Source organism: Bremerella alba (genome assembly GCF_013618625.1).
Classification (GTDB): domain Bacteria; phylum Planctomycetota; class Planctomycetia; order Pirellulales; family Pirellulaceae; genus Bremerella; species Bremerella alba.
Genome location: NZ_JABRWO010000003.1, coordinates 309,911 through 332,179 on the forward strand (window position 1 = coordinate 309,911; position 22,269 = coordinate 332,179).

The following is a 22,269-nucleotide window of genomic DNA, read 5'->3' on the forward strand; positions in this document are numbered from 1 at the left end:
TTTACCGCATGCAGTGGATACACCACCGACTGACGAGCGTCGTTGTAATGGCCGCGCTAAGTAATCTCGGCTTAGCAGTAGACCAGGCCGCAGCACAAGACATTGTGCCGCAACTTACGGCTCCGTCACCGATTACACCTAGTGTTCCGACTCGACCGTTGATTACCGGGATTCGCCTAAAGGGGAATGCCCAAACGGAAGAGACTCGGATTCGCTCGATGATCAAGTCACGTGCTGGGCGTGAGTTCGATCCAGAACAAATTCAATCCGACGTTCGTCGGTTGGCCGCTTCTGGTCTGTTTCGTGATGTTCAGATTCTGACGGATAAGTCGGCCGAGGGAATCTATGTCACCTTTCAGTTCGAGGAACGCCCACGGATTGGATACATCAAATTTCTCGGCAACGAATCGGTTCGCGATAAAACGCTGCTGAAAAAGTCGGAAATGAAGGTCGAAGGCACCCTCAACAAATATGTCATCGAAGAAGCCCGGTTAAAGTTGGAAGATTACTACCATACTCGAGGACACGGTAAAGCGACCGTCCAGGTGGTGGAAGGCTTGGGTCCGGAAGACCGAGGCGTCGCGTTTATGATCCACGAGGGCCCGCTGGCACGCATTGGCACCACGACCTTCGTAGGCAATTCGATTGCTTCCGATGCCCGTCTGAAGACACAAATCAAAAGCAAGCCTGGCTGGTTTTATATCCTTAATGGTGAACTCGATAAGACTCAGGTCGAACAAGACGTCGACGGCCTAACGGCTTACTATCGAAGTCTTGGCTTCTTCAAAGCTCAAATCAATCGCATCATCGAATACAGCGATAGTGGTAAGTGGGCTTATGTTACCTTTGTGGTCGACGAAGGCCCGCGTTACGAAGTGAGGAACATCTCGTTCGTGGGGCAATCTCGCTTCGATACCGAACAGCTTTTCACGCAGATTAAAATGGAACGCGGCGAATACTTCGACCAAAAGAAGATGTCCGCCGATGTTCGCTCGATTTCTGATCTTTACGGTTCGCAAGGTTACATCCACGCCGATGTGAAAGCAGAGCCACGCTTCCTGGAGACGCCTGGTACTTTGGACCTGGTTTACGATATCCGGGAAGGGGACCAGTATCGAGTTGGCAACGTCAACATCGAGATCTCCGGCGACTTTCCGCACACCAAGCATGCGGTGATCTTGAATCGTATGTCGCTGCAACCTGGCGATATCATCGACATCACAAAGATCCGTGACGACGAGCGTCGCATCAAAGCATCGCAGTTGTTCGTCAACGAACCACATCGTGGCGTAGCCCCTTCGATCACCGTCGCTCCGCCTGAATTGAGTGATGTTGAAACTCAGGTCGCCGAACGAGGTGGAAGTCAGACCTATCGCGGTCAGAGCCCCACCCCGGACCCCGAGCCGCGGTACTATCCTCCGAATCAATACGCAGGACAACCTGGCGGCTATCAACAGGCTCCACCGCAGCAATTGCCTCCGCAACAGGCCGTGCCGCAGGTCAGTCGCTATTCACAGCCAATTTACCGGGAAGCTGCCGTGCCCACACCGCCGCAGCAATATCCTACTTCCGTTTATTCATCCGTGCCCAGCAACTAAGAAGCCTGGTTCAGCTCGATTTCCCCCCCGAGCACCAACGCTGAATGAGGACCCCTAGGTGGACAGAAGCGGACAACTGCTGAAGATAACCCTCGCTCTGAGTCTCGTCGCTGGTACATGTGCCGGATGGAACTCGGTTTCGGCTCAGGAATGGACTGGCGGAAGCTACGGGCAACAAGCGGCTCCCAACTGGAATGTGCAGGGACGCGACAACCAAGGTTATCCAGGAAGCGCACAGAACTGGGATGCGTACGATCGCACAGCGTACGAATCTTCGCCCGGCAATCCGAACCAATACCGAAATGGAATGCCTGCCTCGGGTGCTCCGATAGGCGCCCACGATCCCTATCAACAGTATCAGCAACCGGTTCAACCGGTTCAGTACCAACAGGGGTACCCATCGCCATCGAATCCGGAGACCGGTATGTATAGCCAGGATCCTTCAGGGTATCCCTATGGCAGTCCGCCGATTCCGGCACCGGTTACGGGGCCTCCGAATGCTTACGGTTATCCACAGCATACAGGTCGACCACTGGGTGGTGCTCGGATCTATGATCCACCGCTGGGCCCAGATGCCATCATTTCGCCGAACCCGTACTACGATCCTGGCCGTACGGCCGACCTGACGGTTCGTGCGGAAGAAGCTCAGACCGGGCGATTCCAGTTTGGTGTCGGTATCAACTCCGATGCGGGTGTCACGGGTAATATCGTGATCGACGAACGGAACTTCGACTGGCGGAGATATCCGTCCAGCGTTGATGATATTTGGAACGGTCGCGCATGGCGTGGGGCAGGGCAGGGGTTTCGTATCGAAGCCATGCCGGGTACCCAAGTTCAACGCTACATGGTCAGTTTCAGCGAACCTTACCTGCTCAATACAAGGGTTAGCCTGAACTTGAGTGGTTACTTCTTTAACCGTATTTATCGCGACTGGGACGAACAGCGCGTGGGTGGCCGTGTGGGTCTGGGCTATCGTTTGACGCCTGACCTTTCGACTGCGGTTAGCTTGCGTATGGAAGACGTCGAAATTAGTGATCCGCGTGTCCCAGGCGTTCCGGAACTCGACGCAGTTCTCGGTAATCAGGGACTTTACACCGGCAGTTGGAGCGTTACGCATGATACGCGTGACCTGGCATTCGCCCCGACCGAAGGTCACTTGTTTGAAGTCAATCTGGAACAAGCGTTCGGCGATTACAACTACTCTCGGGCAGAAGTCGATTTCCGGCAGTACTTCCTGCTCGGTGAACGTCCCGACGGTTCCGGGCGGCATACGCTGGGCTTCTCGTCACGAGCTGGTTTCTCCGGAAGCGATACGCCGATCTTCGAGAACTTTTACGCAGGTGGTTTCTCGACGCTACGCGGTTTCGACTTCCGACGTGTCGGTCCGAAATCGGGCGACGTGTTTGTCGGTGGTCCGTTCCGCTTGTTGGGATCGGTGGAATATACGTTCCCAATCACTGCCGACGACATGGTCAAAGGTGTGCTCTTCACCGACGTAGGTGCGGTTGAGGAATCCACCAAGATCGTTTGGGACGACTTCGACGTGGCTCCAGGGTTTGGTCTTCGCATCTCGGTGCCAGCATTGGGTCAGGCTCCGATCGCGTTGGACTTCGCTTTCCCAATCAACCATGCCGATACCGACCAGACGCAGGTCTTCAGCTTCTTCGTGGGTGCGGCTCGCTAAGCGTTTAGCGGAACGTCCAATCGACGTATGTGTTCTGGTAACCGTGATGAAAGCCTGCTGTTCGATAAGGCTGGCTCACGCCGAACCAGCCATAGGAATAGCGAGTTTTCGGCCGTGGCGTCAGAATGGGCGAAGCCGTCGATTCGGGAGCGACAATCCAGTATTGAGCGGGCCCAGCTGCCTGGGCGGATGATTCGGCAGCGAAGCCAATTAGTAGCGTTAGTGCCAGCATCGCGTAGCGCATGCGATTACTCCCCGAAACGAAAATCTATAGTATCGACTTTCTTAGTGTCGACCTAATCCGGGTGATAGCACGCAGGAAAAATTCATTTCCCTGTTAGTCACTACTCGATCCGATGAAGATCTCGCAGCCTGATGGCGAGGCGATCAAGTATGCGAAGTCCCAGAAAACGGGATAATCGAGATGGCCTTCTTCGAGCCAAAAAAGTTCGATGCGGTCTGCGTTGGTTGAGACTTCTTTGAAATGTGATAGCACGGCGTCCAGAAGTTCTTTAAATGCTCTCGATTCAAGAGCACCCTGTTTGGGACCGTAGGACGCATCTCCCCTATGCCGAATCGACGTTTCTATATCGTCCATCATTTCATCGGCGGTCACTTGCTGTGAGCCGCCGACGATCGCTTCTGATCCCAAGGTAGTCGCAACGTACTGATTGACATCAGCCTCGGAGATGTATGGGGGCCGGTAGAGTCGAAGGTGAACAACATAGTTCCACCCGAACAGCGATTTGGAAAGTTTGCGGAGAGTTCTATCCCTAAGCATTTCAGTTGCTTGATTTCGTGTTTGATTAGCGGGGGACTAGCCTTCGATTTCCCGCCCTAGTGCGAAGATCTCTTCTGCGTTCAAAACCAAATCGTTACGGCTAAACAGCCGTTCGATGGCCGCTTTGTGAATCGCCATTTTTGTGCCACCCACGCCGATGGCTCCATAGCAGATCTGACCGTGGTCTTCTGCGGCTTTGTCTTGAGAGTCGATCCCTTCGATCCCGACCGGGGGAACCGCGTTCAGGTCGATCGCGACTTTCAGGTCCTTGGCTTTCTCGCGATCGGCATGCGAGACCAAAGTCACTCCTGCAGCACCGGCGGAGATCAGCAGTTGCACACCATCGAGTGCCGCAGCGGTGGACGTGGCATCGCTTACGGCGACCGGTTGAGGGGAACCAATTTGGACGTCGTCGGCAATTTGTTGGGCGGCCGCTTGTGCTTTTTCTATGGAACGCGACGCGAGACGAACATTCGCACCTGCCCGAATCAAGAGTCGGGTGGCACGCTGGCCAACGGGACCGGTGCCCCCCAAGACCAGGGCCTGAGTTCCTTCCAGTTCGAGATGGCGGGCACCGCAGATAACCGCAGCAGCAGCGGTTGTGTTGGCACCATTGCCATCCATCATGACCGAGACACGCATGGGCCCAAAAAAGCTTTTGGTAACGGCTTTGAGTAGTTGTTCTGCCTGGTCAACATTCGATCCGCCGACGTAGATTGCGGAATGATTCAGCTTGCTGGGGGATCTTGTGAAAATGAGTCCATGAACCAGACCCGCGACTTGATTGGTGGTCACACCACCGTGACGGAACATAACTTCGGCCCCAGAATCGACGGCGACGACGGAATCGAAGGTGCTTGGCTGCGTATCGGTATCAAGTTGCAGGAGGATATTTTTCATGTGAGAGCCTTCCTCATTCTTTGTGATACTAACCGTGAATGGAATCTAAGTTCGGGGTCAGGGCCGCACTGCGTTGTAGACGAGCGAGGCGACGAGCCACGTGAATGACAATCGCCACATGCACGCCGGTGGCGACCAACAGAGCCACAGCGTTTGCTTCCCAACTCGCTTGGACGCCAATTTCGGCAATGCACCAACCACCTATTGGCAAGAATAGCAGGGCTGCCGTGATGACGCCGGGGTTATACTCACGCGATCGGATCGACATCGCGATATGAGGGATCGCGTTAACGACGGCCAGGTAACCTGCGGCAAGTCCTGCCCAAGGCGCAATTGCCCAGGCAAGATAAAGAGCAACGATATCCACGCACCAAACGCCCAAAGAGTTGATCCAGAAGGTCGCTGACGGTGTCAAAGCCTCTTTACCGCCACCAATGGTTCGGTTGATGTAGAGCCGGAAGCGGTCCTGGCGGTGCTCTTCCCATTGATGAATCATGTAGATTGGCAACTGAACAAACAACAGCGTTAAGCCTAGTCCCGCTACTTGAAACACTAGCGGTGTTAAAACGAGAAGGAATACAGCAGTGAACAACGCAGCGGCGGGCCACTGCCAATCACGAACAAGCCAATTCCACATAGCCAGTTGTCCCCATGAAAAATGCGGTGCATTCCAAGAATGCATCGGGTGGTCGAAAAACCCGGGACCATCGCGTAATTCAAGTGCTATGAATCCCATTCGATATGCCACCATACCTCATAGACAAGAAAAGAAACGCCTAAAAGCGTGTGGAAGCGATTAGACGGCGCAATCGATACGATCGGATCTATTGTTCCTGCCATGGTCGCTCCAACACAGGTACTGCTGAGGCAAGCAGGCTACAAAAAAAGCCCCGCGTGGTCTTTAATTGGCCGCGCGGGACTTAAATTGTTGTGCCGAAACTAGACACTTAATTAGAAGCCGCGGAACGGGTGGGCTGCCTGTTCTTTGCCGGCGATGACTTCGTCGATGGTCGGCTTGCCAGCCATGGCGCTTTTGATCGACTCTAAGGTCGCTTCGTAGTTGTATTCGTAGATCTTCTTGTCATCCTGGGCTTCCCAGTGAATGAAGACACCACAAACGATCACGAGGTCTTCGCACTGATCCTTCGGGATAACGCCTTGCTCGACAGCGTCAGCGACGGCCTTGGCGACAGCGGCTTGGGCTGGGCCGAACATTTGGACGGCTTGCTTCGAGTTCTTGATGGTGACCTTGGTGATGGTCACGGTAGCCGGCTTAACGGCCAGATTTGGGGTTAGAACGGCCAGCAGGTTGGAGTGACCGGCGGTTTGATTGACCAGGGCCGAAGCGAACGCATGGCCAACAGGGCCATCTTTGGAACCGATCATCAAATCGATATGCGCGACTTCGTTGCCATCGCCAGCGAGGGCTTCTCCGATATACATCGACATCCGGGATTCTCCGTGCGTGAACTAAGAAGATACGGGGTGATGCCCACGTTGACTTTCATTCACAGATGTCAGTGCGCAGGCTTTCTGGTTTTGTCCAATTTAACGAGGCCGAAGGCCCATCGAAAGCCCGGGCAAGCCGAGGTACGAAAAGACTTTGAGCCAGCTGACAGCAAAGACGATAGCAGACTATGCCCGAATTGCAAGTAGTGGGGCCACGCCGGCTTCTGGTATCAGTGCGATGAGATCTTTCATCGGCTGCTGGTTGAAGGTTGGCGTTCTCGGTTACGAGCGAGTCTGCACTATATGCTTGACCTCACTGGCCACTAAATAAGAAGGCTCGGTTCGAGGCCGAACTTCATGACGTCTTCGAAAGGAGAAGAGGCCGTCGCGCGGGCAGCGGTGCACGACGGCCTCTGGCGGGAAGAGTCATTTCCCTGCGATGGTCTTATTGAACCAGTCGCAGTGGGCGATATCCGGCGATCTGCTGGAAGACTTCAGTCAGTTCTTCCGCATACTCATCGCCAGTTTTACCACCGGGAATATTGAAGTGAGAGCCGTTGGTGATGTCGGCCACTTGTTGCATGAGGTTTGTATCCGCACCGGCTCCCATGCTGATAGTAACGATCACGTAGCCTCGTTCGGCAGCCAGATGAGCTTCGTTGAGAACCGCATTGCGAGCCCCCGAGTTATTCACACCGCCGTTGTGCCAGTTGGCAACACCATCAGTCATCAGGATGATCATCTTGAAAGCCCCGGCACGAGCCCTGGTGTTCAGCTCTTCACGAGCTACTGTCATGCCACCGGCGATATTGGTGTAGTTGTGGTAGTAACCGGCCTGACGTTGATTGGCCTGAGCGACGATGTAGCCGAAGTCATCGGAGAGAATCGATTCAAGAATCCCGTTACCGCCGGGACCGTTGTACATCGATAGTCCCATTTTGTCGTCGGAGTCGGCCTGTTCGATAAAGTTGACGAACATAGCCACCGACGATTTCAAAGCCGTGATCGGTTGAGCACTCGCTTTCCACATATCGGGGGACTGATTGTGAAGCGATCGTTGTTCCAGCCAGTAAACAATTAAGTTCTGGTAACCGAATTTGTAGCGGAACCCGGCGTTCTTGTTCTGACCGCCACTGGAGGTGCAGTAGTTGATATAACCGTCCCAGTTGCCACTGTAGGGATAGTTAACCGTGTCGAGTCCGAGGGCATCGATAAATGTGTCACGGTCGGTGAAGTTAAAGTAATGGACTTGATCTGACCCGTCTGCATTTTTACCACTATATGCCCAGACTTCGCGAACCTGACCACCTGGCGTATACGTGCCTGTAGTTCCGCTGGGATAGTACGTCACAATGTTGTTATTGGAGCGACGAACACGAATCCGGTCGTAAGACTTAGTCGAATTGACGACGACGGTATCGTACTGATATTCCACAGTAACTTGAGCTTGGTCATCCGTTTGAGGTGCAGGTCCCCTGGCGACAGCCCACTTGGGTTCAAACTCGAGGTTTCCGTAGATTGGCGAACCTAGTTCCTCGTACATTTGAAACTGATTTGCGGTGACATGGTCGACACCCAGAGAGTTGAATGCACTGAATTCGCTGTCATCATTCATAGAGCCAGACAAATCGAGCACAACCATGATGTCGCGTGGCTGATAGGCGGCAGCACTTTGGGCTCGGATGCTGAACGTTTCACGACCGAGCAAGTGGCCGAAGAAGAAGGGCATGTTGTCGTATTGCATGCTAACCTTGACGGTCGAAGCAGGTCGCCCCGAGGGGACGACTTCTTTGGTGGTGTCGTCCCATTCACCGTAATCGATCGTCAGCCCTTGAGAGTAGTTATCCATGAAGTGGGTGACACTATCACCAACGTCCTGGTTATCGTATTCTTTCCACTGAGTGCCAACTGGATTGCGGACAAGGTATTCATGAACGGCGTCGGTTGCGACGTCTTCGCCATCGATGAGCGAGCCAGCTCCGGCCAGGGTGGCCGCATCGACGCTACGTTGCAGTTGAGATTGCATGGTGTACATGTAGCCGACATCGATGCTAAACGCGAGCATGGCCAGCATGACAATCATGAGTACTGCGGACAGTACAACGATGATTCCGCGTTTTCGGTGTGAACCTACGTAAGACATGTCCTCGTCCGGGGAAGCAGATCGGCGAAGCATAAACTCTCTCCTGGGAATTGAAAGAAGTTTGTTTGGTCGCGGCGAGCCGATGGGAATTCGTGCTGGCGTGCTCGGGGCAACCCAACTATTCAAAAGGGTTTGAAACGAGATTTAGGGAGTTCGCTTCCATCTGATCGGTGATGCTTTTTAGCATCACAGGATGTGATCAGCTTTCTGCGGCAAACCTCTCTGAAGGAGAGAGATGACGAGTGTCCTTGCTAATTGAAAACGTAGGTTACTTCTCATCCAGAGGCTGGGGAAATTTTTTAAATTGCGCGGAATGTGGACACTTGCGTAGATAGAGCATGCTAAAGCGAATCGGATTGATCGGGGCTAGTTGCCGGGCGATGGCTGCATCTTTGGTGCGTGGCGGGTTTACTGTCTCGGCAGCCGACATGTTTGCCGACTATGACCTGGGGCAAATCGGCGAAGTCAAATCATTGCGTAGCTATCCCTGGTCAGCTCGACGATGGCTTCGTAAGACCAATGTCGATGCCTGGTGCTATACCGGAGGCTTGGAGAACTACCCCCGGTTTATCGAACACTTGGCCTCTGAGAAGCGATTGCTGGGGAACTCGCCAACGACGCTACGAATGGTTCGCGATCCGTTCTGGCTCGCGGACTTGGCAAAGCGACATGGTTTTGGATTTCCAGAATCGCATCGCATTCATGATCCTGCCTACGATCCGATTAATCCCCAGCCCAGCGATCAGTGGCTGCTTAAGCCGTATCGATCGGCCGGTGGCTTAAATATTGAGAGGGTGAGCACCTTGCCCACGTTGGCTCACCGCTTCTATCTTCAACGCAAGTTGCCTGGGGTGCCCATGTCGGTCGTGGTGTTATCGACTACGCAAGGATGCCAAATTGTCGGAGTCAGTCGGCTTCACGTAGGCACCGAATTCGGTGCCCCGTTGCCCTATCTCTATGCAGGAGCCGTTTCCCTTTGTGAACCCTCGAAAAGCTCACTAGAGCCCATCGTCCGTGCCATTGATGAAGAGGCCGGAATGATAGGACTTTGGGGAATCGATTTTCTACAATCAGATCACCCCACGCTTCTCGAAGTCAATCCGCGGTGGACGGCTACCATGGCATTACATGAGCGGATGCGCGAGAACGCATTGATGCCGTGCCATGTGCAGGCTTGTCTTCAATCCGAATTCGAACTCAGAGATCCGTTCGCTCTCTGGTCCAGTGGAGCGAGGATCGTCTATGCCTCGCAGCGAATAGAATTCACCCATCAGATGTTTCGCAACATTCAAGACGCATTCTCGTTGACCGAAGCGAGCTACTTGTCTAATCCAATGGTAGGTGATATTCCTATGCCGAGAACGACTATCGAAATCGGAAGCCCAGTTTGTACTTTGTATGTCGACAGCAAGAGCGAAGAGGCTGCCGAAGCAGAACTGCAAAAAAAACAACGACTGCTCGAGACGATCATTTACGCTAGGAACTAGCCTTCGCGCCGGTGCTTATCTTGAGCCAGTTCTTCTGGTATAGGCTTCCAATTCTTACCGGCGAGGGTCGGCTCGTAGTCGGGATGGCCGGCTAATTGAGCAATTGCTTTGACAGCGGCAACAATCATCGCTTTATCCGAGGCAAATTCGTTCGGATAAATCAACTCGCCAACCGTGATAACAACATTGGCTCGCATGAAAAACGGGCCGGTCACCGTCCCATTGAATGGGGCACCTTGGATGTAAACCGGAAGGATCGGTACATCTGCTTTGCGAGCCAAAAGAGCGGCACCGGGGCGAACGGGCATCATGAACTGGTCGGAAGTATTGATTCGTCCTTCTGGCAGTACTCCGACCCATTTTCCCTCGTGAAGGAGTCTCATTGCCTCGCGAACCGAGACATTATCGATTCCGCCGCGGCGGGTGGGGATGGCACCCGTCTCGTGAAGAAACCAACCGAAGAGCATATTACCGAAGAACTCGCGGGCAACGAACCAGCGGACTCGCCGTTTTGCAGCTAAATGGATAAAGAAGGGGTCGACGCTGCTTCGATGGTTTGCCACGATGACTGCGCCTTGATCTGGCGAGAGCGGAAGTCCGCAGGGGGCCTTAGTTCGCCAAAGAAATCGCAGTAAGATAAAAGCTGTGCGATCTAAAAGAAATTGGACTATGGTGTACTCTGTACGCCGAGTGAGCAACCAAAGCACGGTGATTGTGACCAGTAAGCTGGATGCTATCAGGCCGAGTACCAATAAAACGTTCAATTCTTGATCGGGACTAGGAGGTACAGAGTGCAAATTGGAATTGTCAGCGACACGCACGGACACAGCGTCTTCGCCCAGTCGGCCGCATATATGCTGGAAACGTTCTCAGTAGAGCAAGTTTTGCATTGTGGCGATATCGGAAGTACGGGTGTTGTCAAGATTTTCTCGAAGTGGCCGGCTCATTACGTCTATGGAAACACGGACGACAGCCGGAGTGTCCTGCAGGAAGAGATTGAAGCGAGCGGCGGAAAATACTATGGACAAGTTGCCGAGATTGACCTTGGCAGTCGGCGAATCGGAATGACCCACGGAGACGACCCGGCACTATTGATGCGAATGGTCCGTAGCGACAAGTATGATCTGGTTTGTTCTGGTCATACCCATCAAGTCAATGTTCGTCAGGTCGGGCATACACTCGCTCTGAATCCCGGAGCACTCTTTCGCGCCGTCCGCCACACGATCGCTATCGTCGATCTCACGACAATGCATCACGAGATCGTCGAAGTTTAGCTGGCCAAACGTGCGATTCGATTGACCGGAGTATAGCCGCCTGACTCAAGCTGTTTGTACTGCATCAGGTAGGCGTCTTCGGTGGTGTCTTCGTAGAAGTCACGCAGTAGCGAAATCGCTTTGAAATCGAGATTGCGGAAAAACTTCTGAGCTTCGAGGTTCGTTTCCCGAACTTCTAGAAGGATCTGACGTCGACGACGATGGGTCAACTTGGATACCAATTTGCCGATCATCTGGCGACCAACACCAGAACGACGCATGGACGGAGCGACGGCCAAATTCAACAGATGCAAACGAGTATTGAGAATCTCGTAGATCATGTAACCGGCGATGCGGTCTTCGTGTTCCGCAACCATACCGATGCAGTTGCGTTCGCGAAGGCATTTGACGAAGTCTTCTTCACTCCAGGCGTATTCGAAGCTGAGGCTTTCAATATCGAGAACCTCTTGCATATCGCGTCGAATCATCCAACGGATATGAACAGGCAAAGTTCGTTGACTAATTTGACTCATGCCGGACTCCTTCCGAAATAGCCAAAGCTGTATTTAGCCGAGAGCGTTTAATGCCAATCGTTTGGTTGCCTTTCGCATCAATATTGGAAAAGCATCCTCCTCACGATCGGCTCGGATTGTCTGTCTGAGGAAGCGGTAACCTATCAGAATTGAAGAAACGTGCCAAGTCGAAAGCGGTCCGCTTTGCGCGATGAATTGAGGCCAAGGACGCTAGCTGTTAAACCACGTAGAATAGTCCTTTTGTTTCGCTAGTTTCGTCCCAGCATGGTATTAGCTCGGAAGGGAAGCGAAGCCCAAACGACTATCCCGATTAGTAGTAGCCCAATAAAGTGGGGCGGAAGAAAAAGCCACCAGAAAACGCCGGCTAAAACGCCACATATCTGTGGATTGCGACTCATCCAATCTCGTGCATGATGAACCTGACGGACCAGAAGCGGGGGAGTTGCCATGAAAAGTCCTATCCCCAGCAAGGCAAGCAAGCTCGTGACAACCGGCGGCCAGTAGGAATACGACCGGCGAGAGGATTCGCGGATTACAAGCGGGCTGGAAGGAGACGATAGTCGATAGTAGAGGAAACGGTCGCCGGTCCCTTCCGTAGCCGTGTATAGCGTATCGGTGGTTAGCTGCTTCTCGCTGCCTGAGGTCACAGCCCAGGACTCTACTTCGGTCGCATTGTCTCCCAGCATGGTTGTGATGATGTCTCGTGTATTGTCAGGAGTCTCACCCCGTTTGCGGAGTATCTCTTGGAATTGAGAGACAGCCGCAAAGGCCTGTTCCATTCGCAGTCTATCCCAGCGTTTGATCTCTGCCGTTGATACTCCGGACTGCGTATCTCGCGATGCATCTTTCAACTGAAACGCTGATGTGACCTGATCACGAATCCATGCAATCCGGTCGAGATGGGGCGCGTTTTCGAGTATCCATTTAGCAGGCAGGGAAACCCGCAGCATCTCTTCGACTTTGAGTGGAAAGTTCAGTGAGGGACGCTCGAGTTGATGAAGGTGGTCTTGGCTTGGAACTAAATGCGACGAGAAAGCGATTTCGACCACTTGAGGAAGGCTGTTAGATTTCAAGGGAACTCGAAAGATGCGTTCGGCTTGTTGTTCGAATTGGCGTTGGCGTTCAAAATCAATGGAGATGCCCAGGACTTCGACCATCGGAGGGATGACAAATTCGACCGCATTGTTGCCTTGTGGAAGAACTGCAATCCGTGACAATCCGATTGCACGTCCTGCAGAATCGATCTGAATAGTCGTTTCCAGACTGCTAATCGCTGGATTGCCGGTGGGGTTGGCTCTCTGCATCATCTGGCACAAGTAGTCAGGCCGCGTTGCATTGAGCAACTGATGCGATTCTGGCGTGTTCGCGATCAGCCAACGATCAGAAACCGGTGTTGGACGCAAGGCCTGCGATAACCAAAGGACCTCCTGCTCGTCTACTTCACGTGGCACGGCCACCCACTGGCTAACACGATGTTGGCCAATCAATCGAATCGGCGAAAAGGAAACTCGCTTTCCCGGCGTGGTTTTTAAAGTACCGGTCCAATCAAATGAGAATGAGTTTGGCAGCGTCGATCGTGGGACGAGGGTATAGACATAAGCAGACTCGTCCGGAAGTAGTCGCGAAGTGACATTAAATCCTTCGATCGAAGCGACATCGAGTTCGATTTCCTTAGGCACCAACCACTGGAGGTAGCCAACACTTCCACTGCGAATGTCAAGCTTGCCAATCCAATTAAGTCGCCACAGGCCATCAACTCGGTTGACGACCGTCAAAAGATCGCTCGATATCACTTCGTTGTTGGGATGAACCTGCCACTGGAATGGAAGTGCCGGATCGACAATTTGCCAAATACCGACGACAACGATTTGGTCGTTGTTAGGCTCAGAAATCTCTTCCTGGACGGGGATCAGGTTCATGGTGCTAGGAGTGCGGACTAGTACCGAATGATCCCGGGCAATCTGTAAACGGACCGACTGGGTATGGACTTCGCGAATCTTGATAGGATCCATCTCCACGTCATGGAGTTCCGGCGAAAGCCAGTTTCGTCCATTGATAGAGAGCTCCTGGAGTCCGCTGACATCCGATAACAGTAATACTCCTAGTTCCCCACTGTTGGGATCGTAGTGCCACTGGATCGGGCGAAGGAGGCCATCGACCAGATACTGAACAGATTCCACTTCGCAGCCAGGCGTCATTTCAATGACGTATTGCTTGGGCTTGCCGGAGTAGGTCTCGATCTGTGCTTTGATCTCGAAATCATAGCCATCCTCATCGAACTTCAATCGATATCGCAGGTCCGCGTTGCCGCGTGTTGCGATCGGTCGGGTCGAAATGAGCCAATCCAACGGCTCCTGGGTGCCCACGGCTACGGCAAAGCGAAATTGCGGTTCGTCCTCGTTCCACTGCCTTAGGAACTCTTCCTGAGACAGGATGCTGACTCGTGATTGGGCATGGCTTTGAACTTGCAATTGACTTGTCGCGGCGACTGCAACCCACCGACGCTGGAGCGATCCATTGATAACTTCGACATTGGGAAAACGAAGTTGGCCAACCTGTTGAGCACCTTCGAGTGAGAACTGTAAGTCGACTTGCTCAACGAGCGAGTCGCCGTCTAGCACATGAATTGCATACGTTCGTGTTGAAGCGGATAGGCTGGTCGATTTGACTTCCGCCGTCCAACCAAGGGATTGCTGCATATCCAAAGTTAGACGCGAATCAACGGTCAACAGGATTGGCCCCATCTGCATTGGGCGACTCGTCAGTTCGAGCCGAACGCGAAGCTGAACATCCTCGTCGGTGAACTCAAGTAAGTCCAATTCGCGAAATTCAAAGGCTGACTGGAGTTCGGTCGACTTCCATTCCAAGTCGAAGCCAGGCACGGTCCCCAGAGGAATGGTTTGCCGGATACTCGAAGCTTCTACTGCAATCTCTCTTCCGTTGAAGCGAATCAGAGGCGAACCAAACTGCATCGAGTCGGCAATGGTCACAGCAGTATTGGCGACAGAAGGCGTATCCACGTGCAGCTTGAGAGGTCCGTTATCGCTCTTCTGCATGGGGACACTGCTTTTTATCACGATTGTGTGATGTCCCATTTCCTTAAGCGGGAGGACCAGTTCGTTCTCCGTTGCATCAAATGGATTGGGCAGAATACTACCGGTATCGGCTCTTGTTCCGAGCTGGTCGACTGCCGTATCCAATCCTGTTCCCAACTGCGAATCAAAAGGGAGTCGAATGGTCTGATTGGTCTTTGTTGTGAATAGTTCGATATTGGTCGTCACGGTCATCTCAGGAGTTAACTCGAGCGAATCAACCAGCGAGAACTCGAAACGCATTTCCTCCACGATCCAACTCGGAATGATGTCGTCTGGTTGGTCGGACAAATCACTTAGTCGTTCGTAGAGCGGCAGTGGAAGGTAAGCTTGCCCGACCGGCTTGCGATTTGCGTCCATCGGAATCAGAACGGGATAGACGGTCGGTTGTTTTGCGGAATCGGACATCGGGTCTTGCGCCATCGTGGGGGTCGGCCCTTGGCTAAGCCACCCCATGGCGATTGCCAAGACTAAGCTGGTCACGGTGACTGTCGACCCGGCCGAGTACTTCGCGTCTGCTGTTGCCGGAAGAATGGATAGATAGGATCCTATGCCACCCAAAATCAGGCCTAAAAAACAAGCCGACGTTAGTGGAGCCGCCACGTCTGGCAGCCAAGGTACCAGTACGATAATTGCCAATAGAGTTACGCCGAACCCTCGAGGTGTTCGTAGCAATCCATAGGCACCCACAAACAAGGCGACCATGAACAAGGCGAGACTAGCCATCAGCAATGAAACGCGATGGACAACCCAAATCGGTCTTGGGGGTATGGGCAACGTGTCAGCATCGACGCCTCGAACGGATTGCTTATTCGAGATCAGATCTGCCTGAAAAAGGCCAGACCAAAGCCCATGACGAATTCGATCTCCGAATGTAGACCAGCGTGGGCTTGGGTATTGAACTTGCTGGACCAGGCTACCCAGTGCGAACGTTTGTTCTTCGGTCGAGGTAGGGAACTCGGAAACGGCGAACTTTGCTGAGACCGAGTGAATCAGTGAAATTGGGCCTGGGTTAATTTGGTAGTGCATTTCGAGATCGGTAGAAGAAACCGTCTCTGGTAATTCCACCTCGACCGTTTGCCCGTTTTGCTTCCAGAGAGTCCATGGCTCTCCGTTCCATTGAATGAGATCGACTTGGGCGCCCTCAGGCAGTGTAAATACGGCTGCGGAATAACTCTGACTGACGATCGTCCAGACCGAATTCATTCGTTGCCGACCATTGTTTTCGATGCTGATGCAATGGTTTGCTTTTGTCGAAAATACATCTGGTAGCGGCTCGACTCCATGCCACTGGCACGAGACCAGTTGCGAGATGTTTTCTGCGAGTCTCCGGATTTCATCTGGACGGTATTCAAGTCGCGTCACTTCTGACGACGCATCAATATCGGAATCGAGGTAAATCTTTCGCATCAGGACCGGGTCGACCGTCAATCGGCACGTTGCTGGTGTAGTCAGCGTAAGCACGCCGGCCTGAGCTTCGGCGGAAGGAACGGCAAGCAAGAGCGGATCGGTAAACGGTTGGGCTTGTTCAGGGAAGTTCCCACGCAGTATCAAAGGGAACGAACTGTCTGACGGAGGCCGTAATTCATAAATGTAATATGGCTCGCGCTGATTTGGGCTGTCGCCGGCGGAAGTCGTGATGGCTGTCCAGCGAATCGGGGCGAGATCGGGGGTTGTCCAGGCGACATCCTGGGACCAAGCGTGCGTCGACCAGACAAAAATGGTCTCGGGCAATAGGCCGGTGCCGCTCAATCGGATTGCTGCCTGGCGACGCGTGGTCGTTTCGCTGGCTCGGACTTGCACGTCGATTTCAGCATCGTAGGTCGCTCGTTTCCGCGTAACACGAGTCAGGTGTTGTAGATCAGATCTTCCTAGAATCTCAAACGCGGGTATTTGCCAATTGGTGCCAAACATCCGCTGAATATCAACCGGAGCTTCAGAAATCAACCGACGGGCAACCAGGCCTTCCGGTTCAAGTTGAAGATCAAATCCTGGAGCAGGCTTCACCGAGAGCCATTCGACGTGTCCAATTCCGGGGGCAAAATCAAAGGGGCGGAAGTCCGCGATTTTCAAATTCCCAAAGTCATTTTCACGAGTCCGACGCAGCGTGACTCGGAAATCGCCTATCTCGGTGACGTCTTCAATGCGAAGGAGTCGCTGTCGGTCGCGAGTCGTTTCTCCCCATCGAACGGCTGTGCTTTCGGGAAAACGCTCGACCGATTCGATCTGCCAGCCTGGCGATAATGGTAGCTCGAGGTGATCCGTTGGATCATCCCGTTCGAGCAGGTGAATGACGCTGTCCGATTGAATCATCAAATCGTTGACCGTCGCTTTATGCCCCATCGACGTGCGAAGCTTGCTTTGCTGGCGAAACAGTTGCAAGCCGATCTGAGCAGATTCGTCAAAGAGTCGAAACTTCAGATTGGATCGGCCTAGGGAATTATGAGGGACGAACTCGACCTGTTGAGCGTTTTTAAGTGTGCAGAACGAAAGATTGATTCCCTCGTCCAGTTGCACGGCGACGACATGTGATTCGGGCGACTGCGATGTGATGCTGATGATCGGCAGGTCGATGCGAGAATAATCCCCAAGCGTAATAGGCGATAACCCTTGAACGGAAATGGCCGCCGTTTCTCCCGGCGTAAAAACAGCGTGGGGGATGATCAACGATTGGTGACCTTCTGGGGTCTCGCGCAGGTCGAGGTTGTCGATGATCTGACCGTTCACCGAAGCACGTGTTACGACGAGATCTTTGGGTATCGAAAGATCTAACGTGCCTTGCGGCGGAGACTGAAGTGATACCTGAGTGTTGACCTCGCAGACGTTATCTTGGACATGATAACGGGTCGACTGCGTGGCAATGGCTGCTTCGGATTGAAAAAGCCGATCGTTGGCTAGTATCGAAAACTGGAGTTTTCCTTGCCACTGCGGGCTCAAGTGCCAAAGGTTGGTTTCTTCTCCGCTTGCCTCGGAACTGTCAGGCCCATCAAGCAATAGGCCTTCCTGGATGACGATTTGCCATTGGGAAGGCAATTCCAAGTAGAAATCGACCTTAGGAGCGAAAGCCAAACTCAGGTCGAACGTCAACTCGTCACTGTTGCGAGCGGTCGCTTGATAATTCCAATCGAGGGTAAAGGTAGGTTGGGCCTGTTGTAAGAAGACACCTGTTCGCGGACCATTTCCCCCAACCCATAGCGTGGGCATCGCCGATAAACGTTGATGCTGATCGAAGTAAAAAAGGTTGGAACCTTTGAGAGAGACAAAACCGGACGCTTCGGCTTGCGGAATCTCGACGGCGAATTCGGCCTCTCCCTGAAGCGTGCGACCGTCGAGCGTGGCATGATAAGTGAGGCTGCGTATTGAGAGGTCCTCGGTAAGTTCGTTTTGACTTCGTGAATACTGAGAGATCAGTTTCTCAAAGTCTTCTAACTTCATCTGAGGAGCGAACTCGAAGCCTGACCGCGGCCACTCTTGCGAACGATTTTCAGGGACATAGACACGTTGAAACTCGATCACTTGGCTGGAAGAGGTGTCTTGCGCTGCGCAGTAAACTGGCAAAGCACTTGCTAAAACAAGTGCCGCCAGGAATATGCCGAGCGTTTTGCAAAACCAATCGATCATCGAGGTTGTCCGCTGGATTGAACCGCGGCAGGCATGGATGTCGTAGAAATCCCCGAATTTCCAACCGCAGCGGACTGAGAGGCCGCAGGAACCGAGGCTTGACTGTCGCTGGAAGATCTCGCGCGAACGGCCGACTTCACAGGGGCACGATACGATGCGAGTCGATAAAGGACGATCCCAAAGATTCCCAGCATGATACCCAGGGTGGACATTTCTCCTACCAGTACGGCGAAATCGGGATAGGTAACCGCGACACCAACCGCCAAAATTGCGGCCACTCCAAATACCAGGACGTGACGAGACTGTGGCAGATAGAAAAGCGTTAATAGTGCTGCCAAGGCGACCCCCGAAAACAAGAGCATCAGCGAGCTTGTCTTTGCCGCAGAAACCCGCACGTTCTCGACCGGTCCAATCGTACTGTATAGCGAACGATGCATACCTTCAGGGTAGACCGTCGAAATGTTGGTCTTCGCTAGTGTCTCTAACTGCTTTTGCGTCAAGCGAGCCGTTCGACGATTCCGCCCATCACTCCAGGACCAATCCATTTCATCGGACATGCCCGAGGCGGATAGGACGAGCCAGTTTCCTGGCGAAACGATTTGCAGGTACGTATAGCCACCTTCACGCCCTGGTTGGCTGGTACCTAAGACAGAGTTTTTGATGGTAGGAGAATTGATTGTAAGAGCCGACTTCATCCCGTCTCCGGTCGGAAACTTATACCAAATTTCTAACCGATCTCGTCCTGTCTTCCGGTGTTCCGGAATGTCCATTTGGATTTGATCTTCATCCAGGGAAAAGGGCTGCTCGACGCCGTTCCAGTACACTTCGGTTTCCCGCGCGCCCTCTGGAAGTTGAATGGTCAACTGCGGTGCCATGGTTCGTAGCGTGAAAACTGAACGATCGCGACGCTCGTCCGAAGTTAATGCGACTTGAAGCCAGTGGAAGTCAACCACCACACGATCATCGATATTGGGTGCCAGGAACGGTGCAGAAAACTGTACTTGAGCATACTGGTCGCCAGGTAATTGAACCGTTTGCTCCTGCTGGCTCATAGTGAATGATCGCCAGTCTTCCGTTTGAGAGAGGACTTCTACTTCTTGGGTCGAGTCAAAGGTCAATTCCAGAGGTTTGAAGTCGACGTCAATGCCCTGTTCTGTCAGCCCGCCGGATTCGAGCGTCATCAAGTGGAGGAGATAATTGCCGCTACCAGGGGAGCTCTCTTCGAGCGGCGAATTGTACTTCAGCTTAATTCGATAAGGTGGGGCAATATTCGAGAGGGAATACACCATCGTCTGGTTTTCCCCCAGACCAACACGTTGTCCGGCAACATCTTCGGTGTTGATTTCCGCGGTCGTTACTTCAAAGAAATAGATACTTTCAGGAAGTTTGAAAACAGCTTGTTCAGGCGAACTGTGGAAAGGTTCCAGGGTGAATTCATGGGTTATCGTCGCGTGATCTTTTCCTTCGGAAAGTTGAGCCGTGGCATTGGATCCAACGATCAAGCGAGGGACCACCGGGGTCAAACGAAGTCCTAGCAAGAGCGAGTCTTGGGAAGGTGCCGCGCGTAAGACGATCGTGCCCCGCTCGCCGGAAAGTTCCACTTCTTGGCTGCGGCTTCGGTCGAGTTGAAAGCCTTCACTCTTTTCGGACTGAAAACGAATCTCGATGTCGTTATCGGGAATGGCGGTAACCGTTGCTGTACCTAGCGGTTCAGCTCGCGGGATTGGCCACGGCAGGCTGACCTCGGTAGGGTCTTCGTCCTGATGATCTCGCTGGGCCTTGATGTCGACTTTAATTGTGCGATAAGGAGCGACCGTCATGGCTTCGCCCCCTGTCTCGTCGGCCAGAGGGATAATGAGTTGATCTGCATCCACTTGCCATTGGGCTGCACCGTATGTATTAACGGAGTCGATGTTCCAACCATTAAGGTCGATGATCAGGTCATCGTTGTAGGTCCGCGGCAAGCGATAAGAAAGCTTTCCCACCAGTTGAGAGTTGAGCTTGCCTACGTGTAGTTCGTAGTCTGTTTTGACTCGAGCGGTCGATTGGATAGGCAATGTGTGCAGGACCAACGCAGCAGGCTGTTGATCGTAGGAAAACGTTGCACGATAGTTCATGCCATCGCTTCCGCGCGACGATTGCTCGCGCAGAACACGTGGGGTATCCCAGGTCACGTGAACATTTCCGGCTGCGGTCAGGCTCAAACGACCATCTTGAATATCACATCCTAAGACGTTGAATTGTCCCACCGTAAAACGACGCTTGCCTCTTTCACCTGGGACCGGGTCGGTTTGTTTGGTGTTAATGACTACAGAAATGGGGTCCTTGGTCGCTTCGCTCAGTTCTACCAGCAAGCGATTGCCAAAAGCTTGGCCTTGCCGCTCAAGCGGAAGGATCTCGTACAATGCCGAAGGAGTGGCCGGTGGAATAAATTCCGCATCATCATCAATTTCAACAATGAACGAATCAAAAGCAATGGTTGTGCTCTCGACCTGCAGTTTGGCCATCGTCATGACGGTGTCGTCTAAATCAACCGAAACGGCCAGCTCCCCTTTCACTTTGAGGTTGACCGGCTGTTCCTCCATGGTCTGATCATCGAAACGCCAACTCAATCCGAGACTTCCACCAGCGTATTCCAGGTGTTGAACACTGTGGTTGGAAGACGGCAAATCAGCTGGTTCTTTTTCTACCATGCTGCCTTTGTGAGAGATGTTTGCACCAGGCTTAGGCACATTCAGCTTGACCAAGCATTTGGTATCGACTGGTAAGTTGGTTTCTAGCGAAGTTTCGTCTCCCCGAGTGGAAAGCGCAAGAAGTGCTGTCACACGAAACGTAATCGGTTCACTCAGCTTCGGAGAAAGGAGAATGTTCTCTGATTCAGGGACTTCGCACCACAATGCATATCCATCACTAGACGTACCGCTTTTAGGGCGATCCGGTCGAACGGGCATTTCAGGTGATACTTCCACGCTCGATCGAATAATAGCGTTTTGCAAACCAATCGGAATTCGAATCCATCCGGTAGCGTAAGGGATGACTTCGTAGGTCACATCGATGACCGCATTTGGGCCCTGGATGTGGATGTCAGCTACGACTCCCTCAAGGGAGTACTTCGGGAGGTCTTTGGGGTTTCGATTCAGGTAGACATCTTTGTACCAAGCACGGAACGATTCGGCTGGAAAGTCGAGGACGAGCTCGAGCGGCCCCCCTTCGGCGATCGCACCATCCTTGATTGGTAGATAAATGTTTTCCGGTTCGCGCTCTTCAATTTTTGTTCCTGAACTGCCTGCTTGGGCATAAAGGAGAGAGCCGAAGCCACTCGAAGTCGCCAAGAGACATGCGAAAAGCGCGAGACCGATCCCACGCGACCAGCAGCAAAAGCTGAGCCCCGGCAGTGCGGAACCAAGTTCACGGCACGCGGTGTTCATAGCGTCGGGAGAAATCTGTGGTATGAGGAGTCGGATAAGGTGCCCCAACGTTTGATTGGGGGATCGCCAAGCACGAGCAAGTTGACCCGGAGAACGTGTCCCGAACTTGCCAGGGGAGATCGATCCTAATAACCGCTGATTCACGATTTCCACTGCTTGGCGTTGTTATCTAAGTCTATTTAGCCATGACTGTACTTACTGAAAGGTTAACGCCAATGGCCTGGGAAAACTGCGAAAAAAATTCCAGTCGCACCAATTATACCACCCGCAACTATCAAGAGAGCCGCCCGATGGGTGGCA

At 52.9% G+C, this 22,269-nt stretch carries 14 protein-coding genes; 4 read left to right on the forward strand and 10 right to left on the reverse strand.

From position 1 onward, the window contains the following. Nucleotides 1-8 precede the first annotated feature (8 nt). Nucleotides 9-1,598: a BamA/OMP85 family outer membrane protein gene (locus HOV93_RS06945; RefSeq protein ID WP_207395746.1), complete on the forward strand. Its 1,590-nt coding sequence runs from the start codon at nt 9-11 to the stop codon at nt 1,596-1,598. A gap of 58 nt (nt 1,599-1,656) precedes the next feature. Further along, a complete protein-coding gene (locus HOV93_RS25685; protein ID WP_207395747.1) occupies nt 1,657-3,282 on the forward strand; it encodes a BamA/OMP85 family outer membrane protein in 1,626 nt (541 codons plus the stop codon). 4 nt (nt 3,283-3,286) lie between these two features. Here HOV93_RS25685 and HOV93_RS06955 read toward each other — a convergent pair whose 3' ends face one another. From HOV93_RS06955 to HOV93_RS06980, 6 genes are all read right to left on the reverse strand, one after another. After that, complete coding sequence (locus HOV93_RS06955; RefSeq protein WP_207395748.1) at nt 3,287-3,526, reverse strand: hypothetical protein; 240 nt, start codon at nt 3,524-3,526, stop codon at nt 3,287-3,289. A 93-nt stretch (nt 3,527-3,619) separates the two neighbouring features. After that, a complete protein-coding gene (locus tag HOV93_RS06960; protein WP_207395749.1) occupies nt 3,620-4,063 on the reverse strand; it encodes a hypothetical protein in 444 nt (147 codons plus the stop codon). Between the two features lie 36 nt (nt 4,064-4,099). After that, entirely contained in the window at nt 4,100-4,963 is an 864-nt protein-coding gene (locus tag HOV93_RS06965; protein WP_207395750.1) for a methylene-tetrahydromethanopterin dehydrogenase N-terminal domain-containing protein, read from the reverse strand. 28 nt (nt 4,964-4,991) lie between these two features. Continuing rightward, nucleotides 4,992-5,600: an HXXEE domain-containing protein gene (locus HOV93_RS06970; protein WP_207395751.1), complete on the reverse strand. Its 609-nt coding sequence runs from the start codon at nt 5,598-5,600 to the stop codon at nt 4,992-4,994. Between the two features lie 314 nt (nt 5,601-5,914). Continuing rightward, nucleotides 5,915-6,412, reverse strand: a complete 498-nt coding sequence (gene fae, locus HOV93_RS06975) for a formaldehyde-activating enzyme (protein ID WP_207395752.1) — start codon at nt 6,410-6,412, stop codon at nt 5,915-5,917. A gap of 445 nt (nt 6,413-6,857) precedes the next feature. Continuing rightward, on the reverse strand, nt 6,858-8,588 hold the full coding sequence (locus tag HOV93_RS06980; protein ID WP_207395753.1) for a vWA domain-containing protein: 1,731 nt from the start codon (nt 8,586-8,588) through the stop codon (nt 6,858-6,860). Between the two features lie 305 nt (nt 8,589-8,893). On the opposite strand from HOV93_RS06980, the gene HOV93_RS06985 reads away from it, so the two are divergent. Further along, nucleotides 8,894-10,042: an ATP-grasp domain-containing protein gene (locus HOV93_RS06985; protein ID WP_207395754.1), complete on the forward strand. Its 1,149-nt coding sequence runs from the start codon at nt 8,894-8,896 to the stop codon at nt 10,040-10,042. Here the strand turns inward: HOV93_RS06985 and HOV93_RS06990 are convergent. After that, on the reverse strand, nt 10,039-10,869 hold the full coding sequence (locus HOV93_RS06990) for a lysophospholipid acyltransferase family protein (protein ID WP_315853363.1): 831 nt from the start codon (nt 10,867-10,869) through the stop codon (nt 10,039-10,041). The two genes, HOV93_RS06985 and HOV93_RS06990, sit on opposite strands and share 4 nt — an antisense overlap. Here HOV93_RS06990 and HOV93_RS06995 point away from each other — a divergent pair. Beyond that, nucleotides 10,834-11,316, forward strand: a complete 483-nt coding sequence (locus HOV93_RS06995; RefSeq protein ID WP_207395756.1) for a YfcE family phosphodiesterase — start codon at nt 10,834-10,836, stop codon at nt 11,314-11,316. The two genes, HOV93_RS06990 and HOV93_RS06995, sit on opposite strands and share 36 nt — an antisense overlap. On the opposite strand, the gene rimI is transcribed toward HOV93_RS06995, so the two are convergent. The 3 genes from rimI to HOV93_RS07010 all read right to left on the reverse strand — a co-directional run bounded on the left by rimI (nt 11,313) and on the right by HOV93_RS07010 (nt 22,113). Further along, a complete protein-coding gene (gene rimI / locus HOV93_RS07000; protein WP_235989914.1) occupies nt 11,313-11,828 on the reverse strand; it encodes a ribosomal protein S18-alanine N-acetyltransferase in 516 nt (171 codons plus the stop codon). The genes HOV93_RS06995 and rimI overlap by 4 nt on opposite strands. A 248-nt stretch (nt 11,829-12,076) precedes the next feature. Continuing rightward, nucleotides 12,077-18,541: a hypothetical protein gene (locus HOV93_RS07005; RefSeq protein ID WP_207395757.1), complete on the reverse strand. Its 6,465-nt coding sequence runs from the start codon at nt 18,539-18,541 to the stop codon at nt 12,077-12,079. Then, nucleotides 18,538-22,113 (reverse strand): hypothetical protein, encoded by a 3,576-nt coding sequence (locus tag HOV93_RS07010; RefSeq protein ID WP_207395758.1) that lies wholly within the window; start codon nt 22,111-22,113, stop codon nt 18,538-18,540. Before HOV93_RS07010 ends, HOV93_RS07005 begins: the two co-directional genes overlap by 4 nt. Between the last annotated feature and the right edge of the window lie 156 nt (nt 22,114-22,269).

What these genes read in the sequence shown, in the direction of transcription:
- fae (WP_207395752.1), bottom strand. Translation starts at nt 6,412, where the DNA reads ATGTCGATGTATATCGGAGAAGCCCTCGCTGGCGATGGCAACGAAGTC.
- HOV93_RS06965 (WP_207395750.1), bottom strand. Translation starts at nt 4,963, where the DNA reads ATGAAAAATATCCTCCTGCAACTTGATACCGATACGCAGCCAAGCACC.
- HOV93_RS06945 (WP_207395746.1), top strand. Translation starts at nt 9, where the DNA reads ATGCAGTGGATACACCACCGACTGACGAGCGTCGTTGTAATGGCCGCG.
- HOV93_RS06985 (WP_207395754.1), top strand. Translation starts at nt 8,894, where the DNA reads ATGCTAAAGCGAATCGGATTGATCGGGGCTAGTTGCCGGGCGATGGCT.
- HOV93_RS06960 (WP_207395749.1), bottom strand. Translation starts at nt 4,063, where the DNA reads ATGCTTAGGGATAGAACTCTCCGCAAACTTTCCAAATCGCTGTTCGGG.
- HOV93_RS06970 (WP_207395751.1), bottom strand. Translation starts at nt 5,600, where the DNA reads ATGTGGAATTGGCTTGTTCGTGATTGGCAGTGGCCCGCCGCTGCGTTG.
- HOV93_RS06955 (WP_207395748.1), bottom strand. Translation starts at nt 3,526, where the DNA reads ATGCGCTACGCGATGCTGGCACTAACGCTACTAATTGGCTTCGCTGCC.
- HOV93_RS06980 (WP_207395753.1), bottom strand. Translation starts at nt 8,588, where the DNA reads ATGCTTCGCCGATCTGCTTCCCCGGACGAGGACATGTCTTACGTAGGT.
- rimI (WP_235989914.1), bottom strand. Translation starts at nt 11,828, where the DNA reads ATGAGTCAAATTAGTCAACGAACTTTGCCTGTTCATATCCGTTGGATG.
- HOV93_RS07005 (WP_207395757.1), bottom strand. Translation starts at nt 18,541, where the DNA reads ATGATCGATTGGTTTTGCAAAACGCTCGGCATATTCCTGGCGGCACTT.